Annotated in this window: 24 protein-coding genes and 1 pseudogene; 16 read left to right on the top strand and 9 right to left on the bottom strand. The window is 61.3% G+C overall.

What is annotated here, in order from left to right; translation table 11 throughout:
* Window positions 1-6: 6 nt before the first annotated feature.
* Window positions 7-693, bottom strand: coding sequence for a YggS family pyridoxal phosphate-dependent enzyme (locus tag JFT91_RS03865; RefSeq protein WP_201228826.1), 687 nt, complete (start codon window positions 691-693; stop codon window positions 7-9).
* A gap of 56 nt (window positions 694-749) precedes the next feature.
* On the opposite strand from JFT91_RS03865, the gene JFT91_RS03860 reads away from it, so the two are divergent.
* Window positions 750-1,784: a type IV pilus twitching motility protein PilT gene (locus tag JFT91_RS03860; RefSeq protein ID WP_201228828.1), complete on the top strand. Its 1,035-nt coding sequence runs from the start codon at window positions 750-752 to the stop codon at window positions 1,782-1,784.
* Between the two features lie 105 nt (window positions 1,785-1,889).
* On the opposite strand, the gene JFT91_RS03855 is transcribed toward JFT91_RS03860, so the two are convergent.
* Window positions 1,890-2,513, bottom strand: coding sequence for a C40 family peptidase (locus tag JFT91_RS03855; RefSeq protein WP_201147624.1), 624 nt, complete (start codon window positions 2,511-2,513; stop codon window positions 1,890-1,892).
* 250 nt (window positions 2,514-2,763) lie between these two features.
* Here JFT91_RS03855 and JFT91_RS03850 point away from each other — a divergent pair, with 250 nt between their 5' ends.
* Entirely contained in the window at window positions 2,764-3,183 is a 420-nt protein-coding gene (locus tag JFT91_RS03850; protein WP_201228999.1) for an NINE protein, read from the top strand.
* Window positions 3,184-3,340: 157 nt separating this feature from the next.
* On the opposite strand, the gene JFT91_RS03845 is transcribed toward JFT91_RS03850, so the two are convergent.
* The 7 genes from JFT91_RS03845 to gshB all read right to left on the bottom strand — a co-directional run bounded on the left by JFT91_RS03845 (window position 3,341) and on the right by gshB (window position 9,511).
* Window positions 3,341-4,612 (bottom strand): dihydroorotase, encoded by a 1,272-nt coding sequence (locus JFT91_RS03845; RefSeq protein WP_201228998.1) that lies wholly within the window; start codon window positions 4,610-4,612, stop codon window positions 3,341-3,343.
* Entirely contained in the window at window positions 4,609-5,613 is a 1,005-nt protein-coding gene (locus JFT91_RS03840) for an aspartate carbamoyltransferase catalytic subunit (RefSeq protein WP_095164512.1), read from the bottom strand. The genes JFT91_RS03845 and JFT91_RS03840 overlap by 4 nt, the downstream gene beginning before the upstream one ends.
* A 27-nt stretch (window positions 5,614-5,640) precedes the next feature.
* On the bottom strand, window positions 5,641-6,147 hold the full coding sequence (gene pyrR / locus JFT91_RS03835; protein ID WP_201231621.1) for a bifunctional pyr operon transcriptional regulator/uracil phosphoribosyltransferase PyrR: 507 nt from the start codon (window positions 6,145-6,147) through the stop codon (window positions 5,641-5,643).
* Between the two features lie 81 nt (window positions 6,148-6,228).
* Window positions 6,229-6,666: a Holliday junction resolvase RuvX gene (gene ruvX, locus JFT91_RS03830; RefSeq protein WP_007913667.1), complete on the bottom strand. Its 438-nt coding sequence runs from the start codon at window positions 6,664-6,666 to the stop codon at window positions 6,229-6,231.
* Window positions 6,666-7,238, bottom strand: a complete 573-nt coding sequence (locus tag JFT91_RS03825) for a YqgE/AlgH family protein (protein ID WP_201232231.1) — start codon at window positions 7,236-7,238, stop codon at window positions 6,666-6,668. Before JFT91_RS03825 ends, ruvX begins: the two co-directional genes overlap by 1 nt.
* Window positions 7,239-7,473: 235 nt before the next feature.
* Complete coding sequence (locus JFT91_RS03820) at window positions 7,474-8,373, bottom strand: energy transducer TonB (RefSeq protein WP_201231620.1); 900 nt, start codon at window positions 8,371-8,373, stop codon at window positions 7,474-7,476.
* A 166-nt stretch (window positions 8,374-8,539) separates the two neighbouring features.
* Window positions 8,540-9,511 (bottom strand): glutathione synthase, encoded by a 972-nt coding sequence (gshB, locus tag JFT91_RS03815; protein ID WP_201231619.1) that lies wholly within the window; start codon window positions 9,509-9,511, stop codon window positions 8,540-8,542.
* A gap of 225 nt (window positions 9,512-9,736) precedes the next feature.
* On the opposite strand from gshB, the gene pilG reads away from it, so the two are divergent.
* From pilG to mdcH, 14 genes and pseudogenes are all read left to right on the top strand, one after another.
* A complete protein-coding gene (gene pilG, locus JFT91_RS03810) occupies window positions 9,737-10,141 on the top strand; it encodes a twitching motility response regulator PilG (RefSeq protein ID WP_007913673.1) in 405 nt (134 codons plus the stop codon).
* Between the two features lie 60 nt (window positions 10,142-10,201).
* Entirely contained in the window at window positions 10,202-10,567 is a 366-nt protein-coding gene (gene pilH, locus JFT91_RS03805) for a twitching motility response regulator PilH (protein ID WP_007913674.1), read from the top strand.
* A 10-nt stretch (window positions 10,568-10,577) separates the two neighbouring features.
* Window positions 10,578-11,117, top strand: coding sequence for a chemotaxis protein CheW (locus JFT91_RS03800; RefSeq protein WP_201231618.1), 540 nt, complete (start codon window positions 10,578-10,580; stop codon window positions 11,115-11,117).
* A gap of 245 nt (window positions 11,118-11,362) precedes the next feature.
* Complete coding sequence (locus JFT91_RS03795; RefSeq protein ID WP_201228993.1) at window positions 11,363-13,423, top strand: methyl-accepting chemotaxis protein; 2,061 nt, start codon at window positions 11,363-11,365, stop codon at window positions 13,421-13,423.
* Window positions 13,424-13,434: 11 nt separating this feature from the next.
* Complete coding sequence (locus tag JFT91_RS03790) at window positions 13,435-19,341, top strand: hybrid sensor histidine kinase/response regulator (RefSeq protein WP_201231617.1); 5,907 nt, start codon at window positions 13,435-13,437, stop codon at window positions 19,339-19,341.
* Complete coding sequence (locus JFT91_RS03785) at window positions 19,334-19,804, top strand: chemotaxis protein CheW (RefSeq protein ID WP_201231616.1); 471 nt, start codon at window positions 19,334-19,336, stop codon at window positions 19,802-19,804. Before JFT91_RS03790 ends, JFT91_RS03785 begins: the two co-directional genes overlap by 8 nt.
* A gap of 458 nt (window positions 19,805-20,262) precedes the next feature.
* A pseudogene (locus tag JFT91_RS30070) lies at window positions 20,263-20,358 on the top strand (DUF6124 family protein); the annotation flags it as partial.
* Between the two features lie 201 nt (window positions 20,359-20,559).
* Entirely contained in the window at window positions 20,560-22,230 is a 1,671-nt protein-coding gene (gene mdcA / locus JFT91_RS03780) for a malonate decarboxylase subunit alpha (RefSeq protein ID WP_201231615.1), read from the top strand.
* Window positions 22,230-23,102, top strand: a complete 873-nt coding sequence (locus tag JFT91_RS03775; RefSeq protein WP_201231614.1) for a triphosphoribosyl-dephospho-CoA synthase — start codon at window positions 22,230-22,232, stop codon at window positions 23,100-23,102. The genes mdcA and JFT91_RS03775 overlap by 1 nt, the downstream gene beginning before the upstream one ends.
* Window positions 23,102-23,401, top strand: coding sequence for a malonate decarboxylase subunit delta (locus JFT91_RS03770; RefSeq protein WP_201231613.1), 300 nt, complete (start codon window positions 23,102-23,104; stop codon window positions 23,399-23,401). Before JFT91_RS03775 ends, JFT91_RS03770 begins: the two co-directional genes overlap by 1 nt.
* Window positions 23,394-24,245: a biotin-independent malonate decarboxylase subunit beta gene (locus tag JFT91_RS03765; protein WP_201231612.1), complete on the top strand. Its 852-nt coding sequence runs from the start codon at window positions 23,394-23,396 to the stop codon at window positions 24,243-24,245. The genes JFT91_RS03770 and JFT91_RS03765 overlap by 8 nt, the downstream gene beginning before the upstream one ends.
* Window positions 24,242-25,027: a biotin-independent malonate decarboxylase subunit gamma gene (mdcE, locus tag JFT91_RS03760; RefSeq protein WP_201231611.1), complete on the top strand. Its 786-nt coding sequence runs from the start codon at window positions 24,242-24,244 to the stop codon at window positions 25,025-25,027. The genes JFT91_RS03765 and mdcE overlap by 4 nt, the downstream gene beginning before the upstream one ends.
* Window positions 25,021-25,641, top strand: a complete 621-nt coding sequence (locus JFT91_RS03755) for a malonate decarboxylase holo-ACP synthase (protein WP_201231610.1) — start codon at window positions 25,021-25,023, stop codon at window positions 25,639-25,641. Before mdcE ends, JFT91_RS03755 begins: the two co-directional genes overlap by 7 nt.
* Entirely contained in the window at window positions 25,638-26,558 is a 921-nt protein-coding gene (mdcH, locus tag JFT91_RS03750) for a malonate decarboxylase subunit epsilon (protein WP_201231609.1), read from the top strand. Before JFT91_RS03755 ends, mdcH begins: the two co-directional genes overlap by 4 nt.
* The last annotated feature ends 13 nt before the right edge of the window (window positions 26,559-26,571 follow it).

Raw genomic sequence — 26,571 nt, 5'->3', positions numbered from 1 at the left:
AAACGTTCAAGATTGGGAATAGTCGCGCGCACCAAACAGGGCCGTACCGATACGCACCCAGGTGGCGCCTTGGGCAATGGCCGACTCAAGGTCGTGGCTCATGCCCATGGAAAGTGTGTCGAGCGGCAGATCGAGGCTCGCCTGCAAACGCTGCACAGCAGCAAAAGCGGCATCCTGCTCGGCACGATCGTCGGTCGGCTCGGGAATCGCCATCAATCCGCGCAGTTTCAGGCGCGGCAGTGCGCTGATCGCGGCGGCCAGCGCTGGCAGGTCGGCCGGCGTACAACCGGATTTACTCGCCTCACCGCTGACGTTGACCTGAATGCAGATGTTCAGCGGCGGCAACTCGGCCGGGCGCTGTTCGGACAGACGTTGGGCGATTTTCAGGCGATCCACGGAATGCACCCATTCAAAATGCTCGGCAATGGCACGAGTCTTGTTCGATTGAATGGGGCCGATGAAGTGCCAGATCAAGGGCAGGTCAGCCAGTTCGAGCTGTTTACCCAAGGCTTCCTGCAGGTAGTTCTCGCCAAAGTTGCGCAAACCGGCGGCATAGGCTTCGCGCAGGGCCTCGGCGGGTTTGGTCTTGCTCACGGCGAGCAACTGGACGCTGTTTTCAGGACGGTGTGCGGCTTGGGTCGCGGTCTGGATGCGCGAACCAACGTGGAAAATGTTGTCTGCTATCGTGGACATCAAGAGGCGCCGGCGGTCTGAAGGTTCGCGGCATTCTACTGGAATTGGGGAACGCTATGGATATCACTGAACTGCTGGCCTTCAGCGCCAAACAAGGCGCTTCCGACCTGCATCTGTCGGCCGGTCTGCCGCCGATGATCCGCGTCGATGGCGATGTACGGCGGATCAATCTGCCGCCGCTGGATCACAAGCAAGTGCACGAACTGATCTACGACATCATGAACGACACCCAGCGGGTCGACTTCGAGAAACATCTGGAAACCGACTTTTCTTTCGAAGTCCCCGGTGTCGCCCGTTTCCGGGTCAATGCCTTCAACCAGAACCGTGGCGCCGGGGCAGTGTTTCGGACCATTCCGTCAAAAGTGCTGAGCATGGAAGACCTCGCCATGGGCGACGTTTTCCGCAAGATCACCGACGCGCCGCGCGGGCTGGTGCTGGTTACCGGGCCGACCGGCTCCGGCAAGTCGACCACACTGGCAGCGATGATCGACTACCTCAACAGCCATCGTCATCACCACATCCTGACCATTGAAGATCCGATCGAGTTCGTGCACGAATCGCGCAAATGCCTGATCAATCAGCGTGAAGTCCACCGCGATACCCGCAGTTTCGCCACCGCGCTGCGTTCGGCGCTGCGCGAAGACCCGGACGTGATTCTGGTGGGTGAGATGCGTGACCTGGAAACCATTCGCCTGGCACTGACCGCCGCCGAGACCGGGCATCTGGTATTCGGCACGCTGCACACCACTTCGGCGGCAAAAACCATCGACCGGGTGGTCGACGTATTTCCTGGTGACGAAAAATCGATGGTCCGTTCGATGCTCTCGGAATCGCTGCTGGCGGTGGTCTCGCAGACGCTGATCAAGAAGATCGGCGGTGGCCGAGTCGCAGCACACGAAATCATGCTCGGCACCTCGGCGATCCGTAATCTGATCCGCGAGGACAAGGTAGCGCAGATGTATTCGGCGATTCAGACCGGTGGCTCACTGGGCATGCAGACCCTCGATATGTGCCTGAAGGATCTGGTCACCAAGGGATTGATCAGCCGCGAACATGCGCGGGAGAAAGCACGGACGCCGGACAATTTCTAAACGCCAAAAGCAAAGATCACAGCCTCCGGCAGTTCCTACAGGGAAACGCTGATCCCAATGTAGGAGCTGCCGGAGGCTGCGATCTTTTGATCTTGCTTCGAAGTCTTAGCGCTGAACCACGCGCAATTGCTTGCTGGCCGGTTCTTTCGGCAATACGCGCTTGGCGACTACGTAGTGCTTTTCCCAGTACGGCTTGTTCAGGGTGTCGATGCTTACCGACTTGCCGCGACGCGGCGCGTGGATGAAGCGGTCGTTGCCCAGGTAGATCGCAACATGATTGACCCGACGGCTCTTGATGTTGAAAAAGATCAGGTCGCCGGGCTTGAGGTCCTTGCGCTCGACCTTCTCGCCATGACCGCTGGCCATGGCATTGGAAGTGCGTGGCAGGTCGAACGTGGCGTCGTTGAACGCGTATTTGACCAGGCCGCTGCAATCGAAGCCTTTACTTGGGCTGCTGCCGCCCCAACGATAAGGTGTACCGAGGACGTTGACTGCGCGGCTGAGGACGTTGCTGCTTTCCTTGCTCGCCATCGGTGGCACCAGCTTGCCGTGGCTCTTGCTGCTCAGCGTGGTGGTTTTGCTTTTGCTGCTTTTGCTCGAAGGGGCAGAAGCATGAGATTTAGGGGTGAAACCGTTGACGTTGGGAAGACGTTGCTCACGATTGGTGGCGTGGGCGGCCAGTGGCATTAATAGGCAGATGGTTAGCCATGTCTTGAAAAATGGTCGCATTAGGCGTGGCTCTTATGTGTTAGCGCGCAACTTTATAACAGCTTTTTTGTCTGTTCCGAGGCCGTTGGTCGATTCAACCTCGGGGTCAATTTCGCTCAACAAGCGGTAAATTGAGCCAATTGTCGGACAGAACCCAAGCCCCACAAGGCTTTGCGCAAGGTGTAACAGTGACGAGCCACTTGTCGGCTCGACATAAAAAAGTCACACAGATGCAGAAAATATTTATCTATCGAGGCAAATGAGGTCATTCATGAACCGCTATCAATCCCAGGATACACACAGCAAAGTCATCGGTTATCTGCTGTGGATTTTCGGTTTCACCGGCGCTCACCGCTTCTATTACGGCAAACCTGTGACCGGGACGATCTGGTTTTTCACCTTCGGTTTGCTGGGCATTGGTTGGCTGATCGATCTATTTCTGATCCCGGCGATGGATCGCGAAGCCGATCTGCGTTTTACCGCAGGGCCGATCGAGTACAACGTCGCGTGGATTCTGCTGACGTTCCTTGGCGTGTTCGGTGTGCACCGGATGTACCAGGGGAAGTGGATCAGCGGGCTGGTGTATCTGCTGACGGGCGGGTTGTTCTTTGTTGGCGTGCTGTATGACTTCTGGACACTGAACGATCAGGTCTCGGTGCGCAACGCGCAGAATCGCGGCGCCTTCCAGTAACCCGTGGCGAGGGGATTTATCCCCGTTGGGCTGCGAAGCGGCCCTGAATCCGAGAACGCGGTGGATAGGATCCACCGCGTGCAACGGCTTCGCGACTGCTCGCGACTGCTTCGCAGCCGAACGGGGATAAATTCCCTCGCCACAATATCCCTTGGTATCAAGCCTGGTGGCTGATCCGGCCGTCCACCAAGGTGTAACGAACCACGCCCGGCAATGTATGCCCCAGGAACGGGCAGTTCTCGCCTTTCGACAACCAGTTCTCACCGGCCACCGTCGAAGCCTGCGGGTCGAACAGCACGATATCCGCCGCACCACCCACCGTCAGTTTGCCCGCTGGCAGGCGCAACGCCTCGGCCGGGCCAGCGCTCAAACGGGCGAGCAGCGTCGGTAGATCCAGCAAGCCATCCTCAACCAGCGTCATCGCCAATGGCAGCAACAGCTCAACACTGCTGATGCCCGGCTCGGTCGCACCGAACGGCGCCAGTTTGGCGTCACGTTCATGCGGTTGGTGATGACTGGAGATCGCCGAGACCACACCGGACTTCACCGCCTCGCGCAGCCCATCACGGTCAGCGCGAGTGCGCAGCGGCGGCTGCACGTGATACAGGCTGTTGAAGTCGATCAGCGCCTCATCGGTCAGGATCAGTTGATACAGCGCCACATCCGCCGTCACCTGCAAACCACGGGCCTGAGCCTGAGCAATCAGCGCCACACCGCGAGCGCTGGTCAGTTGGCTGAAATGTGCGCGCACGCCGGTCTGCTCGACCAGCAGCAGATCACGAGCCAGCGCCACGGTTTCAGCCGTTTCCGGAATCCCCGGCAGACCGAGGAAGCTGGCCACCGCGCCTTCGTGAGCCAAGCCACCTTCAGCCAGATCGTGGTCCTGCGAGTTGAAAATCACCGTCAGATCGAAGGTCGCCGCATATTCCAGCGCCCGGCACAGGGTGCGGGTGTTGCGGAAACTCTCCAGACCGTTGCCGAACGCCACACAACCGGCGTCGCGCAGGGCCACCAGCTCCGCCAGTTGCTCGCCGTCCAGACCTTTGCTCAGCGCGCCAATCGGAAACACCTTGGTGTTGCCGGCTTCACGGGCGCGGTCGAGGATCAGCTCGGCCACGGCCGAGGTGTCGAGCACCGGTTTGGTTTTCGGCGGGCAGCACAGGCTGGTCACACCGCCAGCGGCCGCTGCACGGGTTTCGCTGACGATCGAACCTTTGCGGCTGTAGCCCGGCTCGCGCAGGGCCACGTTCAGGTCGACGAGGCCCGGTGCGGCGACAAGGCCTTGGGCGTCGATGGTTTCCACTGCCGTGAAACCCGCTGGGGCCGCGCCGAGGGCGACGATCTTGCAGGCTTCAACGTGAATGTCGGTGATTTGATCCAGGCCGCTGCTTGGATCGATGACGCGTGCGCCGAGAATGCTGAGCTTCACTGGGCGTTCTCCTGCTCGAATTGACGCTGCGCGGTTTGTCCGCTCATGGCCATGGACAACACAGCCATACGAATCGCGATGCCGTAAGTGACCTGATTGAGGATCACCGAGTGCGGGCCGTCGGCTACCGCGGACTCGATCTCCACCCCGCGATTGATCGGCCCCGGGTGCATGACGATGCAATCCGGTTTGGCCCCGGCCAGGCGCGCGGTGGTCAAGCCGAACAGGCGGTAGAACTCGCCTTCGCTCGGCAGCAGGCCGCCGGTCATGCGTTCACGCTGCAGGCGCAGCATGATCACCACGTCGACGTCTTTCAGGCCTTCGGTCATGTCGGTGTAGACCTTCACGCCGTACTGCTCGATGCCGATCGGCAACAGGGTTTTCGGCGCGATCACGCGGATGTCCGGGCAGCCGAGAGTCTTCAGGGCAAGCATGTTCGAGCGCGCCACCCGCGAATGCAGGATGTCGCCGACGATGGCCACCGAGAGGTTTTCGAAACTGCCCTTGTGCCGACGGATGGTGAGCATGTCGAGCATGCCCTGCGTCGGGTGAGCGTGACGGCCGTCGCCGCCGTTGATGATCGCCACTTGCGGGCAAACATGTTCGGCGATGAAGTGCGCGGCGCCGGAATCGCCGTGACGCACGACGAACATGTCAGCGGCCATGGCTTCAAGGTTGCGCAGGGTGTCGAGCAGGGTTTCACCTTTACTCGCCGACGAAGTCGACACGTTCAGGGTGATCACGTCCGCCGACAGCCGCTGAGCGGCCAGTTCGAAGGTGGTGCGGGTGCGGGTCGAATTTTCGAAGAACACGTTGCACACGGTCTTGCCGCGCAGCAACGGGACTTTCTTCACCGCCCGGGCACCGACTTCGAGGAACGAGTCGGCAGTGTCGAGGATTTCCGTCAGCAACTCGCGGCGCAGGCCGTCGAGCGAGAGGAAGTGGCGCAGCTGGCCCTGATCATTGAGCTGCAGCGGGCGCTTGGTATCTAGAGGCGTCATCGCGAGGGGGACTCTCAATAGGGCGGATTAAGGGTTGAAGTCTTGCAGTTCGAGCGTCAGCGGCTCGGGGCCGGACAGCTTCACCCGTTCGTGAGCGGCCAGCGACAGGGTCGCGCCGACCACGTTCGGGCGGATCGGAAGCTCGCCGGCGTCCAGATCCAGCAGGCAGACCAGCGTCACGCTGGCCGGGCGGCCGTAGTCGAACAATTCGTTCATGGCGGCGCGGATGGTGCGGCCGCTCATCAGCACGTCATCGATCAGCACCAGATGCTGGCCTTCGATCTCGAAGGGCAGGGCGGACGGCCGTACTTGCGGGTGCAGACCGTTCTGGCTGAAGTCGTCGCGGTAGAAGGACACATCCAGCGTGCCCAGCGGCGCGTCGCTGCCCAGCTCCTTGAGCAGTGCCTGCGCGACCCAGATGCCGCCAGTGCGAATGCCGATGTATCGCGGTTCAGTGATTTCACGCTGGGCAAGGTGCGCCTTGAGGCGGGTCGCCATCTGGCTGATCAGATCGGCGGGATTGGGCAGACTCATGGTTGCTCCTTCTTTGACCCGAGACTCGTCCTGCCGGACATGACTGGGTTTTTAGCCAAAAGAAAAGCGCCGAAGCGCTTGTCAGGATTCAAATAGTGCGGTGTTTTCATCGAGCCAGCCCTGCAACAGCAGAGCGGCGGCGATGGCATCGACCGGGTTGTCGCGGTAACTGCCTTTTTGCCCGCCACGCACCAGACGCTCGCCCTTGGCCTCGAAAGTGGTCAGGCGTTCGTCGTGGGTATAGAAGGGCACGTTGAAGCGGCCATTGAGGCGGCGGGCGAATTTCTCGGCGCGCAGGCACATTTCGCTCGGCGTGCCGTCCATGTTCAGCGGCAGGCCGACGACGACGGCGTCGGGCTTCCATTCCTTGAACAGCGCTTCAACCTGATTCCAGTCGGGAATGCCGTTTTGCGCTTTCAGGGTGCACAGCTCGCGGGCCTGGCCGGTAATCACCTGGCCGACCGCGACGCCGATCTGTTTGGTGCCGTAGTCGAAGCCGAGAATCAGGCGCAGGGCCATCAGGCGTGCCCCGCCTGGCTGGTCAGCAGGCTGAGGTTGATCCCCAGGTGCCTGGCCGCGGCCTCGAGGCGCAATTCGCTGCTGGTGTTGAACAGGATGTCGGCGTCGTACGGGCAGGTCAGCCAGGCGTTGTCGGCCATTTCGGCTTCGAGTTGCCCGGCTTCCCAACCGGCGTAGCCGAGGGCGATCAGGCTTTTTGCCGGGCCGACGCCGTCCGCGATGGCGAACAGCACGTCTTGCGAGGTCGACAGAGCCAGATCACCGTCCAGTTGCGCAGTGGCCTGGAAAGTCTTGTCCGCCGGGTGCAACACAAAACCGCGATCGGTCTGCACCGGGCCGCCGATGAAGATAGGCACATGCTGGCAGAGGGCCGGCGGATCGATGTCCGGGCGCAATTGCTCAAGAATGTCGGCCAGATTCAGCTCTTGCGGTCGGTTGACCACAATCCCCATAGCGCCATTGGCCGTGTGCTCGACGATGTAGGTCAAGGTGTGGGCAAAGTTCGGGTCGGCCATGTGTGGCATGGCGATCAGGAATTGATGCTTGAGGTAGCTGGGGCTGACGTTTTTCATGTGCGCTAGTGTGGCGTTCGGGGGGCGAACTGACAAGCTGGAGATGCTGACAACAACACCGACCGCTTGTTGGAACATGGCATTTGTGGCGAGGGGATTTATCCCCGACCGGCTGCGCAGCAGTCGCAAAACCATCACGCACGGTTTGTCAGGCAGATCATGTCAAAGGATTCAGGGCCGCTTCGCGCCCCATCGGGGATAAATCCCCTCACCACAAAGGCCCACCCGGCACTATTCAGTTGCTGGAGAGTTTGTCGCCGCGGGCGAATTTCCAGGTGCGGATGATTTCCAAACGGTCGATATCCGACAAGTCCCCGGTAAACGGGGCAAACGGCGCCGCCAGTCGGACAATGCGCTGCGCTGCCTGATCCAGCAACGGCTGACCGGAAGACTCCAGCACCAGCACTTCATACAGCGAGCCGTCGCGGTTGATCGAGACCATCAGGCGCAAATTGCCGTAGATCTGCTTGCGCCGAGCCTCTTCGGGGTAATTGAGGTTGCCGATGCGCTCGACCTTCTTGCGCCAATCGTCTTTGTACCAGGCGCCCTTGTCGCGCATGGTCGACGCCGCGCTCAAACGGTGAATGCGCGGGCGTTTGGCGTACAGCTGTTGTTCCTTGGCCAGTTCGGCTTCGAGGCTGGCGATGTCGCTGGACAGCTGCGAGCTGTCGAACTCCGGCGCGTCGACTGTCGGCTTGACCTCGGTCTTGGCTTCTTCTTTCTTGGTCGGCGCTTTTTTCGGCTGCGGCGCGACGGTGGTCACCGCTGCCTTGGGCGCGGCTTCCTGCACTTGCGACTTGGCGGCCGGCGGCGGGGTGACCTTTTTGACCTGGTTGTCCTGGAATGGCGCGACTTCGGTGGTTTTCGGGATTGCCTTCTTGTCCAGCGTGCCGCTGCCTTCCTGATGTTCCTGGGCGAGAAAGTCTGCCTTCTCCGGCTTCTTTTCGCTCTTGAAGGTGGCGAGGGTAATTTCCAGGGTTTTGCTGATCTGCTTGGGCTCGACCATCGTGAAGCCGACGCCCAGCAGCAGCGCCAAATGAATCAGCGCCGCGAGAAACAGGGTAAATCCGAGGCGATCGGCCGGGCGCACGCCACGATGGGCGAGTTCAACGGGCAGATCGGACGGGAGGGTCATGACAAGAAAACCAACATCGCGTTTTTACGGGCTCGGCATGATAACGCAATGTTGGTTTTTAGCTGCAAGCTTCAAGTGGCAAGCGACATAAGGGCAGCTGCAAGTTTCGAACGGCAAGCTGCAAGTAAAAGCTTGTAGCTCATGGCTTGCGGCTTGTAGCTGGCCGTCAGGCTTGCTGCTTGCGGCTAGAGGCTTGCAGCTTCTTCTCGATAGCATCCATGAGCATGCCGCCGATGTCCGTGCCAAACGCGTTGTCGATTTCGCGGATGCAGGTCGGGCTGGTGACGTTGATTTCGGTCAGGCTTTCACCGATCACGTCGAGACCGACGAACAGCAGGCCTTTCTCGCGCAGGGTCGGGCCGACCTGAGCGGCGATCCAGCGATCCTTGTCAGTCAGCGGACGCGCTTCACCACGACCACCAGCGGCAAGGTTGCCACGGGTTTCGCCCTGCGCCGGAATCCGCGCCAGGCAATAATCCACCGGCTCGCCGTCGATCATCAGAATACGTTTGTCGCCGTCCTTGATCGCCGGCAGGTAAGCCTGGCCCATGATCTGCTGGCCACCGAGGGCGGTCAGGGTTTCGAGAATCACCGACAGGTTCGGATCACCGGCACGATGACGGAAGATCGACGTGCCGCCCATGCCGTCCAGCGGCTTGAGGATCACATCGCCGTGTTTCGCGGCAAATTCACGCAGCACATCGGCGCGACGGCTGACCACGGTCGGCGGCGTGCACTGCGGGAACAGCGTGGCGAACAGTTTTTCATTGCAGTCGCGCAGGCTTTGCGGCTTGTTCACTACCAGCACGCCAGCGGTTTCGGCTTGTTCAAGCAAATAAGTGGAGTAGACAAACTCCATGTCGAATGGCGGGTCCTTGCGCATCAGGATCACGTCCAGATCGCTCAGCAGGTTGTCCTGCTCGGCGTCCAGTTCGAACCATTTTTCCGGGTTGGCGAAGACTTTCAGCGGACGCATGCGCGCCCGTGCCTGGCCTTCGCCCTGATACAGGTCGCGCTGTTCCATATAGAACAGCTCCCAGCCGCGCTTCTGCGCAGCCAGCAGCATGGCCAGCGAGCTATCCTTTTTATAGGAGATGCTGGCGATAGGGTCCATGACAATCCCGACGCGAACGCTCATTGGGTTTTCCTCGAAAATTGGCTACCGGATCGGTATTGAAAAAGTGCCGCCAGAGTGGCGCTGGCAGGGTTTTCGGTCAAGGGAAAACCCGTCGATAGATTGCATGTAGAGACTGTGCTAAAAAGGCTGCCATGCCGTGCTGGCCCTTGAGCATCAAGGGTTTCCGGTCATCAGTCATCGCAAAACGGACAATTTGATTCGCAAAGGCGACGGTAGAGCCCCCTTATGGAACAGCAGTCCAGCGCCTTGAAGGTCATGGTGATCGACGACTCGAAAACGATTCGTCGCACCGCCGAAACATTGTTGAAAAATGTCGGGTGCGAAGTGATCACGGCGATCGATGGTTTCGACGCGTTGGCGAAGATCGCCGACAACCACCCCGGAATCATTTTTGTCGACATCATGATGCCGCGTCTGGATGGTTATCAGACCTGCGCTTTAATCAAGAACAACAGCGCGTTCAAGGCCACACCGGTGATCATGCTGTCGTCCAGGGACGGCTTGTTCGACAAGGCCAAGGGGCGGATTGTCGGTTCTGATCAATTTTTGACCAAGCCTTTCAGCAAGGAAGAACTGCTCAACGCGATCCAGGCCCATGTTCCGGGCTTCGCCGCCGTTTTGCCGCAGTAAGACACGCACAGAGACACGCGGCCAGCGGGCCGGGCGTCGACAAGAAAAATGGGGAAAACCATGGCACGTATCCTGATCGTCGATGATTCGCCGACTGAAATGTACAAACTCACCGGCATGCTCGAGAAGCACGGCCATGAAGTGCTCAAGGCCGAAAACGGCGCCGATGGCGTGGCCCTGGCCCGTCAGGAAAAACCCGACGCGGTGCTGATGGACATCGTCATGCCCGGCCTCAATGGTTTTCAGGCCACCCGCCAGTTGACCAAGGACGCCGACACCAGCCATATCCCGGTGATCATCATCACCACCAAGGATCAGGAGACCGACAAGGTCTGGGGCACCCGTCAGGGCGCCAAGGACTACCTGACCAAACCGGTCGACGAAGACACCCTGATCAAGACCCTGAACAACGTGCTCAAAGGCTGATCGCGCGACCATGAGCGAATCGCTGACCGCGTTCGAACTGCTCTGGCAGATCGACCAGCGCTGCCGCTTGCTGGCGGCAGACTTGCCGTCGCAACCGGCGCGCCAGGATCGCTGGAGCGGCATCGGCTTTCGCCTCGGCGAGCATTGGTATGTGGCGCCGATGGGCGAAGTCAGTGAAGTGCTGCACGAACCGCGTTTCACGCAATTGCCCGGGGTCAAACCGTGGGTCAAAGGCGTGGCTAACCTGCGCGGGCGGCTGCTGCCGATCATGGATTTGTGCGGTTTCTTCGGGCATGAGTTGTCGCCATTGCGCAAGCAGCGGCGGGTTTTGGTAGTGGAACATGGGGAGGTGTTTGCCGGGCTGATGGTCGATGAAGTCATTGGCTTGCAGCACTTTGAGCAGGACAGCTTCGAGCCCATTTCGATCAGCAAGCGTCAGGGCTCGAAGGCCGAGTTCGTCAAAGGCTATTTCCGGCGCGAGCAGAACTGGCGAGTGTTCAGCCTGTTTGCGCTGGCCAGATCCCCGGTGTTCATGAGCGTCGCGATATAACCGCAACAACAGAGAACCCATTGTGGGAATGGGCCATGTGGTATTGGGATTCTGTGGTGAGGGGATTTATCCCCGATGGGCCGCGCAGCGGCCCCAGAACATGAGTTGTATCTGTTACATCTCAAGTGTTGGTTTTGGGTTGGCTTCGCCAACCATCGGGGATAAATCCCCTCGCCACAGAATCCCTTCACCCCCAAGGCCAGCTCCCACAGGTTGTTCGATGAGCTTCAAACAGGCGAGGACCGATGATAAAAGCAAAAACAGGCAAGCCGGCGGAAGGATCGCGCAGTCGCTCGCAGATCATTGTGCTGTTCATCGCATTGATCGTGTTCATCATGCTGCTGTTCGCCAACTTCGCTTACCTCAACACCCAGGCGAACTACGACAAACAGTACATCGGCCATGCCGGTGAACTGCGCGTGCTCTCGCAACGCATCGCTAAAAACGCCACTGAAGCCGCCGCCGGCAAGGCTGCCGCGTTCAAACTGCTGAGTGATGCGCGCAACGATTTCGCCCAGCGCTGGGGTTACCTGAAGAAGGGCGATCCGGCCACCGGACTGCCACCGGCACCCGCCACCGTGCGCCCGGAAATGCGCGCTGTGCAGCTGGACTGGGAACGCCTGCTGAAAAACACCGACGCCATTCTCTCCAGCGAACAGACCGTGCTGTCGCTGCATCAAGTCGCCGCGACGCTGGCCGAAACCGTGCCGCAGTTGCAGATCGAATACGAAAAAGTCGTCGAAATTCTTCTGCAACGTGGCGCCCCGGCCGCGCAGGTGGCGATGGCCCAGCGTCAATCGTTGCTGGCCGAACGCATTCTCGGTGCGGTCAACACCGTGCTCGCCGGTGATGAAAACTCGCAGCAAGCCGCCGATGCCTTTGGCCGCGACGCCACCCGTTTCGGCCAAGTGCTCAACGGCATGCTCCAGGGCAATCCGACGCTGAAAATCAGCCAGGTCGAAGACCACGACGCCCGCGCCCGTTTGAGTGAAATCTCCGAACTGTTCCAGTTCGTCTCCGGCTCCGTGGATGAAATCCTCGAAACCTCGCCGGAACTGTTCAAGGTGCGTGAGTCGGCCACCAATATTTTCAGCCTCTCGCAAACCCTGCTCGACGAAGCCTCACACCTGGCCAGCGGTTTCGAAAACCTCGCCGGCGGGCGCAGCACCGACACCATCGGTGGCTACGTGCTGGGCTTGCTGGCGCTGGCCTCGATCATCCTCATCGGTATGGTCATGGTTCGCGAAACCAATCGCCAGTTGCGCGAAACCGCTGAGAAGAACGAGCGCAACCAGAACGCGATCATGCGTCTGCTCGATGAAATCGAAGACCTCGCCGACGGCGATCTGACGGTGACCGCCTCGGTGACCGAAGACTTCACCGGCACCATCGCCGACTCGATCAACTACTCGGTCGACCAATTGCGTGATCTGGTCGCGACCATCAACCTCACCGCCGGCCAGGTTGCCGCTGCGGTGCAGGAAACCCAAGCCACCGCCATGCATTTGGCGCAAGCCTCGGAGCATCAGGCGCAGCAGATTTCCGAAGCGTCGACGGCGATCAGCGACATGGCGCAGTCCATCGATCAGGTCTCGGCCAACGCGGCCGAGTCTTCGGCGGTGGCCGAGCGCTCCGTGGAAATTGCCAACAAGGGCAACGAGGTGGTGCACAACACCATTCACGGCATGGACAACATTCGCGAACAGATTCAGGACACCGCCAAACGCATCAAGCGTCTGGGTGAGTCGTCGCAGGAGATCGGCGACATCGTCAGCCTGATCGACGACATTGCCGATCAGACCAACATCCTCGCCCTCAATGCCGCCATTCAAGCGTCAATGGCCGGTGACGCCGGACGCGGTTTTGCCGTGGTCGCCGACGAAGTACAACGGTTGGCCGAGCGTTCATCCGCCGCCACCCGGCAGATCGAAACCCTGGTGCGGGCGATTCAGACCGACACCAACGAAGCCGTGATTTCGATGGAGCAGACCACCACCGAAGTGGTGCGCGGCGCGCGACTGGCGCAGGATGCCGGTGTGGCTCTGGAAGAAATCGAAGGCGTGTCGAAGACCCTCGCGGCGCTGATTCAAAGCATCTCCAACGCGGCGCAGCAGCAAACGTCGTCGGCCGGGCAGATCTCGCTGACGATGAACGTGATCCAGCAGATCACCTCGCAAACGTCGTCCGGCTCCACGGCCACCGCCGAGAGCATCGGCAATCTGGCAAAAATGGCCAGTCAGTTGCGCCGTTCGGTGTCTGGATTCACCTTGCCGGCGGCGTCCGCGCCGGCGACGGATAAAGTGTGATCGGAGCGGTTATGGGTGATCGCCACGACTATGTGGCCCTCGAATGGGTCAAAGGCGAAATTGCCGAAACGCTGAAACAGGCGCATCAGGCGATTGAAGCCGTGCTTGATGATCCGCAGGCCTTTCCCGGCCTGGACGAGTGCCTGGATTACATCCATCAGGTGCACGGCAGCTTGCAGATGGTCGAGTTCTACGGCGCCGCTTTGTTCGCCGAAGAGATGGAGCATCTGGTCGAAGCCTTGCAGCACGAGCGCGTCAGCCACCGCGACGAAGCCCTGCACCTGTTGCTGCAAGCCCTCGGGCAATTGCCGATCTACCTTGACCGCGTACAGAGCGCCCGCCGCGATTTGCCGCTGGTAGTGCTGCCGCTGATCAACGATCTGCGCAGCGCCCGGGGCGAAAGCCTGTTGTCGGAAACCAGCCTGTTCAGCCCGCAACTGCCGGAGCTGCCGCCGCTGAGCGCAGAGGCACTGGCGCTGCTGGAACCGGCAGAGCTGCCGAACGTGCTGCGCAAACTGCGTCAGATGCTGCAAATGGCTTTGGTCGGTTTGCTCCGTGAGCAAGACGACCAGACGCACCTTGGGTATCTGGCGAAAGTCTTCACACGCCTTGAAGCCTTGAGCGGCGAGGCGCCGTTGAGCCCGTTGTGGCACGTCGCCTCGGCGCTGGTCGAGGGCATGCGCGAAGGCGCAATTGCCAACAGCCCCGCGCTGCGCAGCCTGTTCAAGGATGCCGACAAGGAACTCAAGCGTCTGCTCGAGCAAGGCATGCCCGGCCTCAACCAACCGCCGCCTGCGGAGCTGCTGAAAAGCCTGTTGTTCTATATTGCCAAAGCCGAACACCCCACCGGGCAGATGCTGACCATGAAAGATCGCTACTCCCTGGACGACGCGTTGCCCGACAGCGCGATGCTCGACGAAGAGCGCGCGCGCCTCGCCGGCCCCGACCGCGACGCCATGCGCTCGGTGTTGGCGGCGCTGTGCGAAGAACTGGTGCGGGTCAAGGAACGCCTCGACCTGTTCGTGCGCAGCGACCGTCAGCACACCTCGGATCTGGAGACGTTGCTGGCGCCGCTGCGGCAGATCGCCGACACCTTGGCCGTGCTCGGTTTTGGCCAGCCGCGCAAGGTCATCATCGATCAACTGGCGGTGGTGCTCAGCCTCGCCCAAGGTCAGCGCGAACCGAACGATGCGATCCTGATGGACGTTGCCGGCGCCTTGCTCTATGTCGAGGCGACGCTGGCCGGGATGGTCGGCACTGTCGAGCCGGAAAGCCCGGAAGATTCGCGCCTGCCGACCACCGACCTGACGCAGATCCATCAGATCGTGATCAAGGAAGCGCGCATCTGCCTGCAACAGGCCAAGGACATGATCGTCGACTACATCGACGCCGATTGGGATCGCCAGCAACTGCAACCGCTGCCGGCGCTGCTGACCCAGGTGCGCGGTGCGCTGGCGATGATTCCGCTGAGCCGTGCGGCGAGCCTGGTCGAGGCCTGCAACGGTTTTATCCGTGAACACTTGCTGCTCGATCCGCATGAGCCGGGTTGGGAGCAACTGGATCATCTGGCCGATGTCATCAGCAGCCTTGAGTACTACCTCGAACGCTTGAGCGACGACCCGCAGGCGCCGGGTGAACAACTGCTGGATGTTGCGCAGAAATCCCTCGCCAGTCTGGGTTTCTTCCCCGATGAGCAGCCCGGTGCGCAGCATGTGCCGGTACTCGACGACGTGCTCAGCCCCAGCGAAGCGCTGGTCATGCAGGACATGCAGGCGCTCGACGATCCGCAGATTGTGCAGTCGCTGGCCGACGTTCTGGCAAGCCCGGTGTCATCGGTCAATCCGCCCGCGCGGGTCACCCCCGGCAGCCTGATGCCGCCGCCAGCCGATGAAGAACCGGTCGACGATGAACTGCGCGAAGTGTTTCTCGAAGAGACCGATGAGGTCCTCGAAATCCTTCACGAATACTTGCCGCGCTGGACAGCCAATCCACAGGATCGTCCGGCGTTGACCGAACTGCGCCGGGCCTTCCACACCTTGAAGGGCAGCGGGCGCATGGTCCGTGCACTGATCCTCGGTGAACTCGCCTGGGCGGTGGAGAACCTGCTCAACCGCGTGCTTGAACAAAGCGTCGAGCCCGGCCCGGTGGTGCAACAACTGCTCACCGACACAGTGTTATTACTGCCCGAACTGATCAACGAATTCGCCACCAACCGCCAGCGTCAACGCAGCGATGTCGATCAACTCGCCGCCCGCGCGCATGCCCTGGCCAAAGGCGTTGAACCGCTGGCCGCCGAAGACGTCGCGGATGTCGCGGCGCTCGACCCGTTGTTGCTGGAGATCTTCCGCAACGAAGCGGAAACCCATCTGGCCAGCCTCAACCGTTTTCTCGATCAAGCCGCCGAGCATGTGCCGCTGCAAGCCAGCGACGAGTTACAGCGTGCCTTGCACACGCTCAAGGGCAGCGCGTCGATGGCCGGCGTGTTGCCGATTGCCGAACTCGCCGCGCCACTTGATCAACTGGCCCGCGAATTCAAGGCGCATCAGTTGCCGCTGGATCTCGACGAAGTGGAGTTGCTCCTCGAAGCCGAAGGCCTGTTTCGCGTCGGTCTGCGTCAGCTCAAGCACGATCCGCTGGCGCCGATTGTCGGTGCGCAGTCGCTGATCAAACGCACCGACACGCTGCTTTCCGAACGTCTGGAATCGATCCTCAACGCGCCTAACACCGGCCTGCGGATCAAGCGCGATCCGCAACTGCTCAACAACTTTCTCGCCCAGGGCATGGACATCCTGCTCGACGCTGAAAGCTTGTTGCAGCGCTGGCAGCAACACCCCGGCGAGCGTCAGGAACTCAGTGCGTTGCTGGATGAACTGACGACGCTGGGCGAAGGCGCGCACCTCGCTGATCTGCTGCCGGTCGACGTGTTGTGCGAAGCCTTGCTTGACCTCTATGGCGCCGTGGAAGAGAGCAGTCTGGCGGTCAGCGAGCGGTTTTTCCACGAGGCACAGAATGCCCACGAAGCGCTGATCAACATGCTCGACGAACTGGCCGCCGGCCAGGAAGTCACGCCGCAACCGGCGCGGATTCGGGCGCTGCATGAGCTGCTCGATGAAAGCCTCGACCCGTCGTCGATGGGCCTGATTCGCAGCGACGGTAGCCGCACGCTGAGTATTCGCGAACTGGGTGCAGCGACTGCCGAGCTGGCGAAAACCGCTGCTTCCCCGGCACCGGACGATGAGATCGTCGAGATCTTCCTCGAAGAGGCCGTGGACATTCTCGACAGCGCTGGCCAGGCCTTGCAGCGCTGGTTGAACGACCCGGACAACGCCGCGCCACTGTCGTCGCTGCAACGCGATCTGCACACCCTCAAGGGGGGCGCGCGCATGGCAGAAGTCGAGGCCATCGGCGACCTCGCCCAGGAACTGGAAAGCCTTTATGAAGGCCTGGGTGATCGGCGCTACAGTCACAGCGATGCCTTGGGCCGCTTGCTGCACAAGGGTCATGACCGTTTGGCCTTGTTGCTGGAGCAACTGCAAAACCATCAGCCGCTGACCCCGGCGCAAGAGCTGATCGAGACGATCCGGCAGGTACGTCAGGGCCAGACCCTCAATGAAACGCCGCACGCCGCACAACACGACAGCGCCGGGCATGATCCTGAGTTGCTGGACATCTTCCTCGAAGAAGGTTTCGACATTATCGAGAACTCCGGCGCCGCGTTGCTGCGCTGGCAGGCCGAACCGGGCAATCGGCAGGAAGTGGAAACCCTTTTGCGCGACCTGCACACGCTCAAGGGCGGCGCGCGAATGGTCGAGATCGGGCCGATTGGCGACCTCGCCCATGAGCTGGAATACCTTTATGAAAGTCTCTCGGCCGGGACGTTGCAGCCATCGACGGAGCTGTTCGCGCTGGTGCAGCGCGGCCATGACCGCCTGGCGCAAATGCTCGATGGGGTGCGCGCCGGGCAGCCGTGTCCGCCAGCGGATCGGCTGATCAATGCGATCCAGAATTTCAGCCATCCGGCGACCGTCGAGACACCGCCGCTTGTGCCGCTTCCAGCCAAAACCGAGCAAGCGCCACCGGTGGTCGAGGTTGGCGCGGACATGGTCAAGGTCTCCGCTGAACTGCTCGACGAGCTGGTCAATCTGGCCGGCGAAACGTCGATCTTCCGTGGTCGCATCGAGCAACAAGTCAACGACGCGCAGATTGCGCTGAACGAGATGGAAACCACCATCGAGCGCATGCGCGACCAGTTGCGCCGACTCGACACGGAAACCCAGGGACGGATTCTCAGCCGTCAGCAAGTGGATGCCGAGCGTCTGGGCTACGAAGAATTCGACCCGCTGGAAATGGACCGTCATTCGCAGTTGCAGCAATTGTCGCGAGCGCTGTTCGAATCCGCCTCCGACTTGCTGGACCTCAAGGAAACCCTCGACCGCCGCAATCACGACGCGGAAAACCTGTTGCAGCAACAGGGCCGCATCAACACCGAGTTGCAGGAAGGCCTTATGCGTACGCGCATGGTGCCGTTCGAACGGATGTTGCCGCGCCTCAAACGCATCGTCCGCCAGGTTGCTGAAGAACTGAACAAAGACGTGGCCTTCACCGTCGGCAACGCTGAAGGCGAGATGGATCGCAACGTGCTTGAGCGCATGGCCGCGCCACTGGAACACATGCTGCGCAACGCCGTCGATCATGGCCTGGAGTCGGCCGAAGTGCGGCTGGCAGCGGGTAAACCGGCGCAAGGGCAGATCACTCTGGATCTGTCCCGCGAGGGCGGCGACATCGTTTTCGACATCCGCGACGACGGCGCCGGCGTGCCGCTGGAAGCCGTGCGGCGCAAAGCAATCAAGCGCGGCATGCTCGCGCCGGAAGCGGAGATCAGCGACCGCGACGTGTTGCAGTTCATCCTCCAGCCGGGGTTTTCCACCGCCGAGAAGATCACCCAGATTTCCGGGCGCGGCGTCGGCATGGACGTGGTGCACGAAGAGGTGCGTCAGTTGGGCGGCAGCATGAGCATCGATTCGGTGCCGGGGCAGGGCGTGCATTTTCGTATTCGCCTGCCGTTCACCGTGTCGGTCAACCGTGCGTTGATGGTGCAGTGCGCCGAGGATCAGTACGCGATTCCGCTGAACACCATTGAAGGCATCGTCCGGGTGTTGCCGAATGATCTGGAAGGGCACTTTCGGGTTGATCCGCCGCGTTACCAGTACGCTGGCCAGACTTATGAACTGTGCTACCTCGGCGAACTGCTGAAAACCGCGCCACGGCCGAAACTGCTCGGGCAGAACCTGCCATTGCCGGTGCTGCTGGTGCACTACAACGACCGGCACATTGCGGTGCAGGTCGATGCCATGGCCGGCACCCGCGAGATCGTGGTCAAAAGCCTCGGCGCGCAGTTCGCGGCAGTGCAAGGCGTGTCCGGGGCGACGATTCTCGGCGATGGCCGGGTGGTGCTGATTCTCGATCTGCTCGCGCCGATCCGCGCGATGCAGGCGCGCGTCGTGCAGACGCCGACGCTGCCGGAGATCGACAGCGAACCGCAGAAACCGCTGTTGGTGATGGTGGTCGACGACTCGGTCACCGTGCGCAAGGTCACCAGCCGTTTACTCGAACGCCACGGCATGAACGTGCTGACCGCCAAGGACGGTGTCGACGCCATGCTGCTGCTGGAAGAACACATGCCCGACCTGATGCTGCTCGACATCGAAATGCCGCGCATGGACGGCTTCGAAGTCGCTACCCAGGTGCGCAACGACGAACGCCTGCGACACCTGCCGATCATCATGATCACCTCGCGCACCGGCCAGAAACACCGCGACCGCGCCATGGCCATCGGCGTCAACGACTACCTCGGCAAGCCGTACCAGGAATCGGTGCTGCTCGAAAGCATTGCCCAGTGGAGCAAGAAACATGCATGAGCGCCGGCATAATCAGCGCAGCAGCCAACTGACTGGGCTGCTGCTGCCACTGGCGGATCGCAATTTGATCCTGCCCAACGTCGCCGTCGCCGAGTTGATCGACTATCAGGCCAGCGCCTTCGACCTGGACACGCCGCCGTGGTATCTGGGGCGGGTGAAGTGGCGTGAGCGGCAGATTCCGTTGCTGAGTTTCGAATCCGCGTGCGGGCAGAAAATCGTGATTGGCGAGCGCGCACGGATCGTGATTCTCAATGCGCTGGGTGGCTTGCCGGAGCTGAAGTTCATTGCGCTGCTGGTGCAGGGGATCCCACGATCGTACAAGCTTGATAGCCAGTTGAGTTATGTCGACGTGCCGCTGTGTGCGCTGGAACAGGCGGCGGTGCAGGTCGGGGAGCAGGTGGCGAAGGTGCCGGATTTGTTGGGGTTGGAGAAGTTGTTGGTGGATGCGGGACTTGTTGACTGATCCGGAGTTTGCATTGGCCTGACGGGCCTCATCGCGAGCAGGCTCACTCCTACAGTTGGAATGCGTTCCCCTTGTGGGAGCGAGCCTGCTCGCGAAAGCGCCAGTCGCAGCACTGAATTCCGACAGACAAATCCTCAATCTCTGTGCGCAATAAACACCTTTCAGTCTCGTTGTTTAAAGACACTCTGTGTTACGGCTCCCTAGCCTACAAATCCTTGCGCCACTGCCTACGCATGTACCAGAATCCGCCGGCTTGTGCGTCCTCTGCATGCTGCGTAACTTGATTCCGTCACTGATTCCCAGTGATCGGGTTTAGCAGCCCGTGGTTAATCTAAGGGTGCACATACATCATCGTCAGGCTTAGCGCCTGCATTCGATGGCGGCTGTGCGCAGGGCGCTTCGGCGCGCCGGCTTCCTTAGGTTCCCCGGTCTGCTAACCTGCGTTCAGCTGCCACCCCACGCATCGCAAAACTCTGCAAGGCATCGCGCAAGTCGTGATGTTGGCTGAGTTGGCGGTCAATCGCGTGTTGGACAAGCTAGTGCCGACTGACTGATTAATGCGTCGAGTCAGCCGACGCCATCGCGAGCAGGCTCACTCCTACATTTGGAATGCGTTCCCCCTGTAGGAGTGAGCCTGCTCGCGATAGCTATCTCAACCATTACCCTGAGCGTAATGATTCACCACCGTGCTTGATTGATGCCCCCATCCCACACGCCTACCTTAGCTCCACGACAGCGAACCCCGTGGAGTGAGCATGACAACAATAATTTCCCCCGACTCGCGCTGGACGCGGCGGCGCGATGAGAAGCAGCGCCGTCTCGACAAAGTGCGCGGGCTGGCCGACGGTGTGGTGTTGCCCACCGACAAGATCGTCGCCGCGCTCGAAGCGCTGATCCATCCCGGCGACCGCGTGGTGCTGGAGGGCAACAACCAGAAGCAGGCGGATTTCCTCTCCCGCTCGCTCGCTAAAGCCGATCCTGAAAAGCTCCACGACCTGCACATGATCATGCCCAGCGTCGGCCGCTCGGAGCACCTCGATCTGTTTGAACGCGGCATCGCCCGCAAGCTCGACTTCTCCTTCGCCGGCACCCAGAGCCTGCGCATCAGCCAGTTGCTTGAAGACGGTTTGCTGGAAATCGGCGCGATCCACACCTACATCGAACTCTACGCAAGGCTGGTGGTGGACCTGATCCCCAACGTCGTGCTCTCGGCCGGTTTCATGGCCGACCGCGCCGGCAACATCTACACCGGCCCAAGCACCGAAGACACCCCGGCACTGATCGAACCGGCCGCGTTCAGCGACGGCATCGTCATCGTCCAGGTCAACCAATTGGTCGATGACGTCAGCGAACTGCCCCGCGTGGATATCCCGGCCTCATGGGTGGATTTCGTCGTGGTCGCCGACAAGCCGTTCTACATCGAACCGCTATTCACCCGCGACCCGCGCCACATCAAGCCTGTGCACGTGCTGATGGCGATGATGGCGATTCGCGGTATCTACGAAAAACACAACGTGCAGTCGCTCAATCACGGCATCGGTTTCAACACCGCCGCCATCGAACTGATCCTGCCAACTTACGGCGAATCCCTCGGCCTCAAAGGCAAGATCTGCCGCAACTGGACACTTAACCCGCACCCGACGCTGATCCCGGCGATCGAGAGCGGCTGGGTCGAAAGCGTGCATTGCTTCGGCACCGAGCTGGGCATGGAAAACTACATCGCCGCCCGGCCGGACGTGTTCTTCACCGGCCGCGATGGCTCGCTGCGTTCCAATCGGATGTTCTGCCAACTGGCCGGGCAATACGCGGTGGATCTGTTTATCGGTGCGACGTTGCAGGTCGATGGCGATGGCCATTCCTCGACCGTGACCCGTGGGCGTTTGGCCGGTTTCGGTGGTGCGCCGAACATGGGCCACGACCCGCGCGGTCGCCGTCACGGCACCCCGGCGTGGCTGGACATGCGCCACGACGACTCGCAGCAGCCGATGCTCGAACGCGGCAAAAAACTCGTGGTGCAAATGGTCGAGACGTTCCAGGAGGGCGGCAAACCGACCTTCGTCGAAACCCTCGACGCCGTCGACGTGGCGAAGAAAAGCGGCATGCCGCTGGCGCCGATCATGATCTACGGCGACGACGTCACCCACTTGCTCACCGAAGAAGGCATCGCCTACCTGTACAAGGCGCGTTCGCTGGAAGAGCGCCAGGCAATGATCGCTGCGGTCGCGGGAGTGACTGCCATCGGCCTGCGCCACAACCCCAAAGACACCGAACGCATGCGCCGCGAAGGCCTGATCGCCTTGCCCGAAGACCTCGGCATCCGCCGCACCGACGCCACCCGCGAGTTGCTCGCAGCAAAAAGCGTGGCCGATCTGGTCGAGTGGTCTGGCGGTTTGTACAACCCGCCCGCCAAATTCAGGAGCTGGTAATGCACGCACTCAACCTGCAAGCGAAACCGTTGTCTCTGGCTGATCGATTGGCCGATCTGGCGGTGGACGCGCTGATCGACGAAGCCGATCTGTCGCCGAAACCGGCGCTGGTCGACCGTCGCGGCAATGGCGCGCACACCGATTTGCACCTCGGCCTGATGCACGCTTCGGCGCTGTCGTTGTGGCCGGCGTTCAAGGAAATGGCTGAAGCGGCCGTAGACATCGGCGAAGTCGGTTTGCCGTTGCGCGAAGCGATTGGCCGCATCGGCCGTGAAGGCGAGCAGGCGATGCTCGCGACCACCAACGGCGTGAACACGCATCGCGGGGCAATCTGGGCATTGGGTCTGTTGGTGACGGCCGCTGCGCTGGAACCGCAATCTTCCAGCGCCAATGCAGTCACCCTGCGTGCCGCACGTCTGGCCTTGCTGGAGGATTGCTACGCACCAAAACCCTTGAGCCACGGCGCCCAGGTCGCCCTGCGTTACGGCGCACGCGGCGCTCGCGAAGAAGCGCAACTCGGCTTCCCTTCCGTGCTGCAACGGGGTCTGCCGCAACTCAAACGCAGCCGCGCCAACGCCAGCGGCGAACAGAACGCGCGACTCGACGCCTTGCTCGCGATCATGACCCATCTGGCCGACACCTGCGTGCTCTACCGCGCAGGCGAAGAGGGCCTGCACGCCATGCAACAGGGTGCGCAAGCGGTGCTCGACGCCGGTGGCAGCGCCAGTCTCGGCGGCCGTCGTCGCCTGCATGAACTGGATCAACAACTCATCGCATTGAATGCCTCGCCGGGTGGCGCCGCCGACTTGCTCGCCGCGACGCTGCTGATCGACCGAATCGAGCGCGACGGCATTCTTCAGGGAGCGTTTTGATGGAAACCCTATCGTTTGAATTCCCCGCCGGGCAGCCGCCACGCGGTCGTGCGCTGGTCGGTTGTGTCGGTTCCGGTGATCTGGAAGTGCTGATCGAACCGGGACTGGCCGGCAAGTTGACCATCAACGTGCTGACCTCGGTCAACGGCGCGCAGTTGCGTTGGCAGCACCTGTTTGCGCGGATGTTCGACGGCACTACGCCACCGGCGATGGCCATCGATATCCACGATTTTGGTGCGACGCCGGGCGTGGTGCGTTTGCGGCTGGAACAAGGTTTCGAGGAGATCGGCCATGACTGACAGCGCAGCGCTGCTCAACAAACACAGCTTCGTCGAACTTGGCGCGCGACAACGGGCGAAGGCCTTGCTCGATGCCGGGAGCTTTCGCGAACTGCTCGACCCGTTTCAACGGGTGATGTCGCCGTGGCTCGAACGCCAAGGCGTGGTGCCGCAAGCCGATGACGGCGTGGTGATCGCCAAGGGTAGCGTCGACGGTTTGCCGGTGGTCATTGCTGCGATTGAAGGCGCGTTTCAGGGCGGCAGCCTTGGCGAAGTCGGCGGGGCGAAGATTGCCGGCGCGCTGGAACTGGCGGCAGAAGACAACCGCAAAGGCCTTCCGACGCGCGCGGTGTTGCTGCTGGAAACCGGAGGTGTGCGCTTGCAGGAAGCCAATCTCGGGTTGGCGGCGATTGCCGATATTCATGCGGCGATTGTCGATTTGCAGCAGTACCAACCGGTGGTTGGCGTGGTGGCCGGCAGCGTCGGTTGCTTCGGCGGTATGTCGATTGCGGCGGCACTGTGCAGCTATTTGCTGGTGACTCAGGAAGCGCGCCTCGGTTTGAACGGCCCGCAGGTGATCGAACAGGAAGCCGGGATCGAGGAGTACGACTCCCGCGACCGGCCCTTCATCTGGAGCCTGACCGGTGGCGAGCAGCGTTTTGCCAGCGGTCTGGTGGATCGTTATGTCGCCGATGATGTGGCGAAGATTCGTCAGCAGGTCGGTGAATTGCTCCAGCAAGGTTTGCCGGCGCGGCCGCGCAGCCAACGCGCCGAATGGTTTCTGCAACGCCTGGGCAGCCTGAACACTGACCGGCAAATCGAACCGTCGGTGGTTCGCGATCTGTATCAAGGAGAGCGCTCATGAGCGGTTATTCACTGCGCGGTTTGAACTGGTTCAACGCCTTGAGCGCGGGCGCTGTTGCAGTCGAAGGGCTGCCGGCCTCGTTGAAGGTGGCTGACGGTGAGCTGGGGCGTTTTATCGCTGTGGTCGCTGACCCGGATAATCGTTTCCCACGCGCGCGCAATGGCGAAGTCGGCTTGCTCGAAGGCTGGGGTTTGGCCAAGGCTGTGGATGACGCAATCACTGCCGACCGCGACAAAGCGCAAAAGCGCCCGATCATCGCCATCGTCGATGTGCCCAGCCAGGCTTATGGCCGTCGCGAAGAAGCACTCGGCATTCATCAAGCGCTGGCCGGTGCGGCGGACAGTTATGCCCGTGCGCGTTTGGCCGGGCATCCGGTGATTGCGTTGCTGGTCGGCAAAGCGATGTCCGGGGCTTTTCTGGCGCACGGTTATCAGGCCAATCGTTTGATAGCCCTGCGTGATCCGGGGGTGATGGTGCATGCGATGGGCAAGGCGTCGGCGGCGCGGGTGACGTTGCGCAGTGTCGAAGAACTGGAAGCGCTGGCCGCTAGCGTGCCGCCGATGGCCTATGACATCGACAGTTACGCGAGCCTTGGTTTGCTCTGGGAAACCCTGTCGGTGCAGCAGATTGAACAGCCGACAGCGGAAGATCTGGCGCGAGTGAGCGAGTGCCTGAAGCAAGCCATCGGCGATGTCGCCGGTACTGACTTGAGCAATCGTCTCGGCGCAAACAATCGTGCCGCTTCCAGCAAAGTGCGTGAACTGCTGAGGGCGCAGTGGTGAGCACCTCTCTGGCCCACGACCTGCTCTGGGGCATGACGCCTGCGCAATTGCCGGCGGATGCGCCGCAGTGGGCAGTCGAGTCGCTCTGCACTGGGCAGCCAGTGGTAGTGCGGCGGGCGTTGAGCGAAGAAGGTTTTATCGCAGTGGGCGTGCGAGGAGTGCTGCGCGAGCAACGGCTGGCGGCGTTCATGGCGGTCGATTCGATTGCCTGTCGGGTCAGTCCCGAGGCGTTGTGTCACGTCGACAGCGAGCGCGATCTGCCAGTGATGCAGGCGCTCAAACAATTGCGGCCGATGCTCGATGACTGCGGTTGGGTCTGGGGTGTCAGCGGCAGCGTCGGGTTTGAATTGGCCAGTGGTTTTAAAGCGATGCACGCGGCGAGTGATCTCGATTTGATTCTGCGGACACCGCAGCTGATCACGCGTAACCAGGCACGCAAACTGGTCGCGCTTTTCGATCAGGCTGTGTGCCGGGTCGATCTGCAATTGCAGACGCCGTTCGGTGCTGTCGCTCTGCGTGAGTGGGCCAGCGCGTCGACGCGGGTGCTGCTGAAAAACGCGCATCAGGCCTGTCTGGTAGCAGACCCGTGGAACCCGCAGGAGCAAGCGGCGTGAGCAGTCTGCTGGTGTTTCCCGGCCAGGGCGCGCAGCAAGCGGGCATGCTTCAGCGCTTGCCCAGCGAAACCCTGGTCGAGGCAAGCGATGTGCTTGGCGAAGATGTTTTGCTGCTCGATTCGGCTCAAGCATTGTGCACGACAAGGGCGGTTCAGCTTTGCCTGCTGATCGCTGGCGTTGCTGCATCTCGACAGTTATTGCACGACGGACTTACGGCGAATTACGTCGCCGGCCTGTCCATCGGCGCTTACCCGGCAGCGGTGGTTGCCGGGGCATTGAGCTTCAGCGATGCGTTGCATCTGGTCAGCCTGCGTGGCGAGCTGATGCAGCAGGCTTATCCACAGGGCTACGGCATGACCGCGATCATCGGTCTGCAATTGTCCACAGTCGAAACACTGCTGGCGCAGGTGCACAGCGAAGATTCGCCGGTGTATCTGGCCAATATCAACGCCGACAATCAGGTGGTGATTGCCGGCAGTGACGAGGCCATGCAAGCGGTGGCGGAACTGGCGCGCAGTCGTGGTGCCGGTCTGGCAAAACGCTTGGCGGTGAGTGTGCCGTCGCACTGTCCACTGCTGGAAAAACCGGCGCAAAGCCTCGCCGAAGCCTTCGCCAAGGTTGAACTGAAAACCCCGCAAGTCGCTTACCTGAGCGGCAGTCGCGCGCGTCCTGTGACCAAAGTAGCAGCGCTGCGCGACGACCTCGCCTTCAACATGTGCCGCGTGGTGGACTGGCGCGGCACCGTGCAAAGCGCCTACGAGCGCGGCGTACGGCTACAGATCGAATTGCCGCCCGGTGCCGTACTGACCGGGCTGGCGCGCCGGGTGTTCGACTCGGGCACGGTCACTGCCTTCGACAGTGCTCGCCTCGACACCTTGCAGGCGCTGTTGCGTGAGGAGGGAAACCGCCAACTCTAAAACCGCCGCGACT

This window comes from Pseudomonas sp. TH08, from assembly GCF_016651275.1.
In the GTDB taxonomy this organism is placed as follows: Bacteria; Pseudomonadota; Gammaproteobacteria; order Pseudomonadales; family Pseudomonadaceae; genus Aquipseudomonas.
The sequence above is the reverse complement of the archived record's forward strand: the minus strand, read 5'-3'. Positions and strand labels throughout refer to the sequence as shown.

What these genes read in the sequence shown, in the direction of transcription:
- JFT91_RS03865 (WP_201228826.1), bottom strand. Translation starts at nt 693, where the DNA reads ATGTCCACGATAGCAGACAACATTTTCCACGTTGGTTCGCGCATCCAG.
- JFT91_RS03860 (WP_201228828.1), top strand. Translation starts at nt 750, where the DNA reads ATGGATATCACTGAACTGCTGGCCTTCAGCGCCAAACAAGGCGCTTCC.
- JFT91_RS03855 (WP_201147624.1), bottom strand. Translation starts at nt 2,513, where the DNA reads ATGCGACCATTTTTCAAGACATGGCTAACCATCTGCCTATTAATGCCA.
- JFT91_RS03850 (WP_201228999.1), top strand. Translation starts at nt 2,764, where the DNA reads ATGAACCGCTATCAATCCCAGGATACACACAGCAAAGTCATCGGTTAT.
- JFT91_RS03840 (WP_095164512.1), bottom strand. Translation starts at nt 5,613, where the DNA reads ATGACGCCTCTAGATACCAAGCGCCCGCTGCAGCTCAATGATCAGGGC.
- pyrR (WP_201231621.1), bottom strand. Translation starts at nt 6,147, where the DNA reads ATGAGTCTGCCCAATCCCGCCGATCTGATCAGCCAGATGGCGACCCGC.
- ruvX (WP_007913667.1), bottom strand. Translation starts at nt 6,666, where the DNA reads ATGGCCCTGCGCCTGATTCTCGGCTTCGACTACGGCACCAAACAGATC.
- JFT91_RS03825 (WP_201232231.1), bottom strand. Translation starts at nt 7,238, where the DNA reads ATGAAAAACGTCAGCCCCAGCTACCTCAAGCATCAATTCCTGATCGCC.
- JFT91_RS03820 (WP_201231620.1), bottom strand. Translation starts at nt 8,373, where the DNA reads ATGACCCTCCCGTCCGATCTGCCCGTTGAACTCGCCCATCGTGGCGTG.
- gshB (WP_201231619.1), bottom strand. Translation starts at nt 9,511, where the DNA reads ATGAGCGTTCGCGTCGGGATTGTCATGGACCCTATCGCCAGCATCTCC.
- pilG (WP_007913673.1), top strand. Translation starts at nt 9,737, where the DNA reads ATGGAACAGCAGTCCAGCGCCTTGAAGGTCATGGTGATCGACGACTCG.
- pilH (WP_007913674.1), top strand. Translation starts at nt 10,202, where the DNA reads ATGGCACGTATCCTGATCGTCGATGATTCGCCGACTGAAATGTACAAA.
- JFT91_RS03800 (WP_201231618.1), top strand. Translation starts at nt 10,578, where the DNA reads ATGAGCGAATCGCTGACCGCGTTCGAACTGCTCTGGCAGATCGACCAG.
- JFT91_RS03795 (WP_201228993.1), top strand. Translation starts at nt 11,363, where the DNA reads ATGATAAAAGCAAAAACAGGCAAGCCGGCGGAAGGATCGCGCAGTCGC.
- JFT91_RS03790 (WP_201231617.1), top strand. Translation starts at nt 13,435, where the DNA reads ATGGGTGATCGCCACGACTATGTGGCCCTCGAATGGGTCAAAGGCGAA.
- JFT91_RS03785 (WP_201231616.1), top strand. Translation starts at nt 19,334, where the DNA reads ATGCATGAGCGCCGGCATAATCAGCGCAGCAGCCAACTGACTGGGCTG.
- mdcA (WP_201231615.1), top strand. Translation starts at nt 20,560, where the DNA reads ATGACAACAATAATTTCCCCCGACTCGCGCTGGACGCGGCGGCGCGAT.
- JFT91_RS03775 (WP_201231614.1), top strand. Translation starts at nt 22,230, where the DNA reads ATGCACGCACTCAACCTGCAAGCGAAACCGTTGTCTCTGGCTGATCGA.
- JFT91_RS03770 (WP_201231613.1), top strand. Translation starts at nt 23,102, where the DNA reads ATGGAAACCCTATCGTTTGAATTCCCCGCCGGGCAGCCGCCACGCGGT.
- JFT91_RS03765 (WP_201231612.1), top strand. Translation starts at nt 23,394, where the DNA reads ATGACTGACAGCGCAGCGCTGCTCAACAAACACAGCTTCGTCGAACTT.
- mdcE (WP_201231611.1), top strand. Translation starts at nt 24,242, where the DNA reads ATGAGCGGTTATTCACTGCGCGGTTTGAACTGGTTCAACGCCTTGAGC.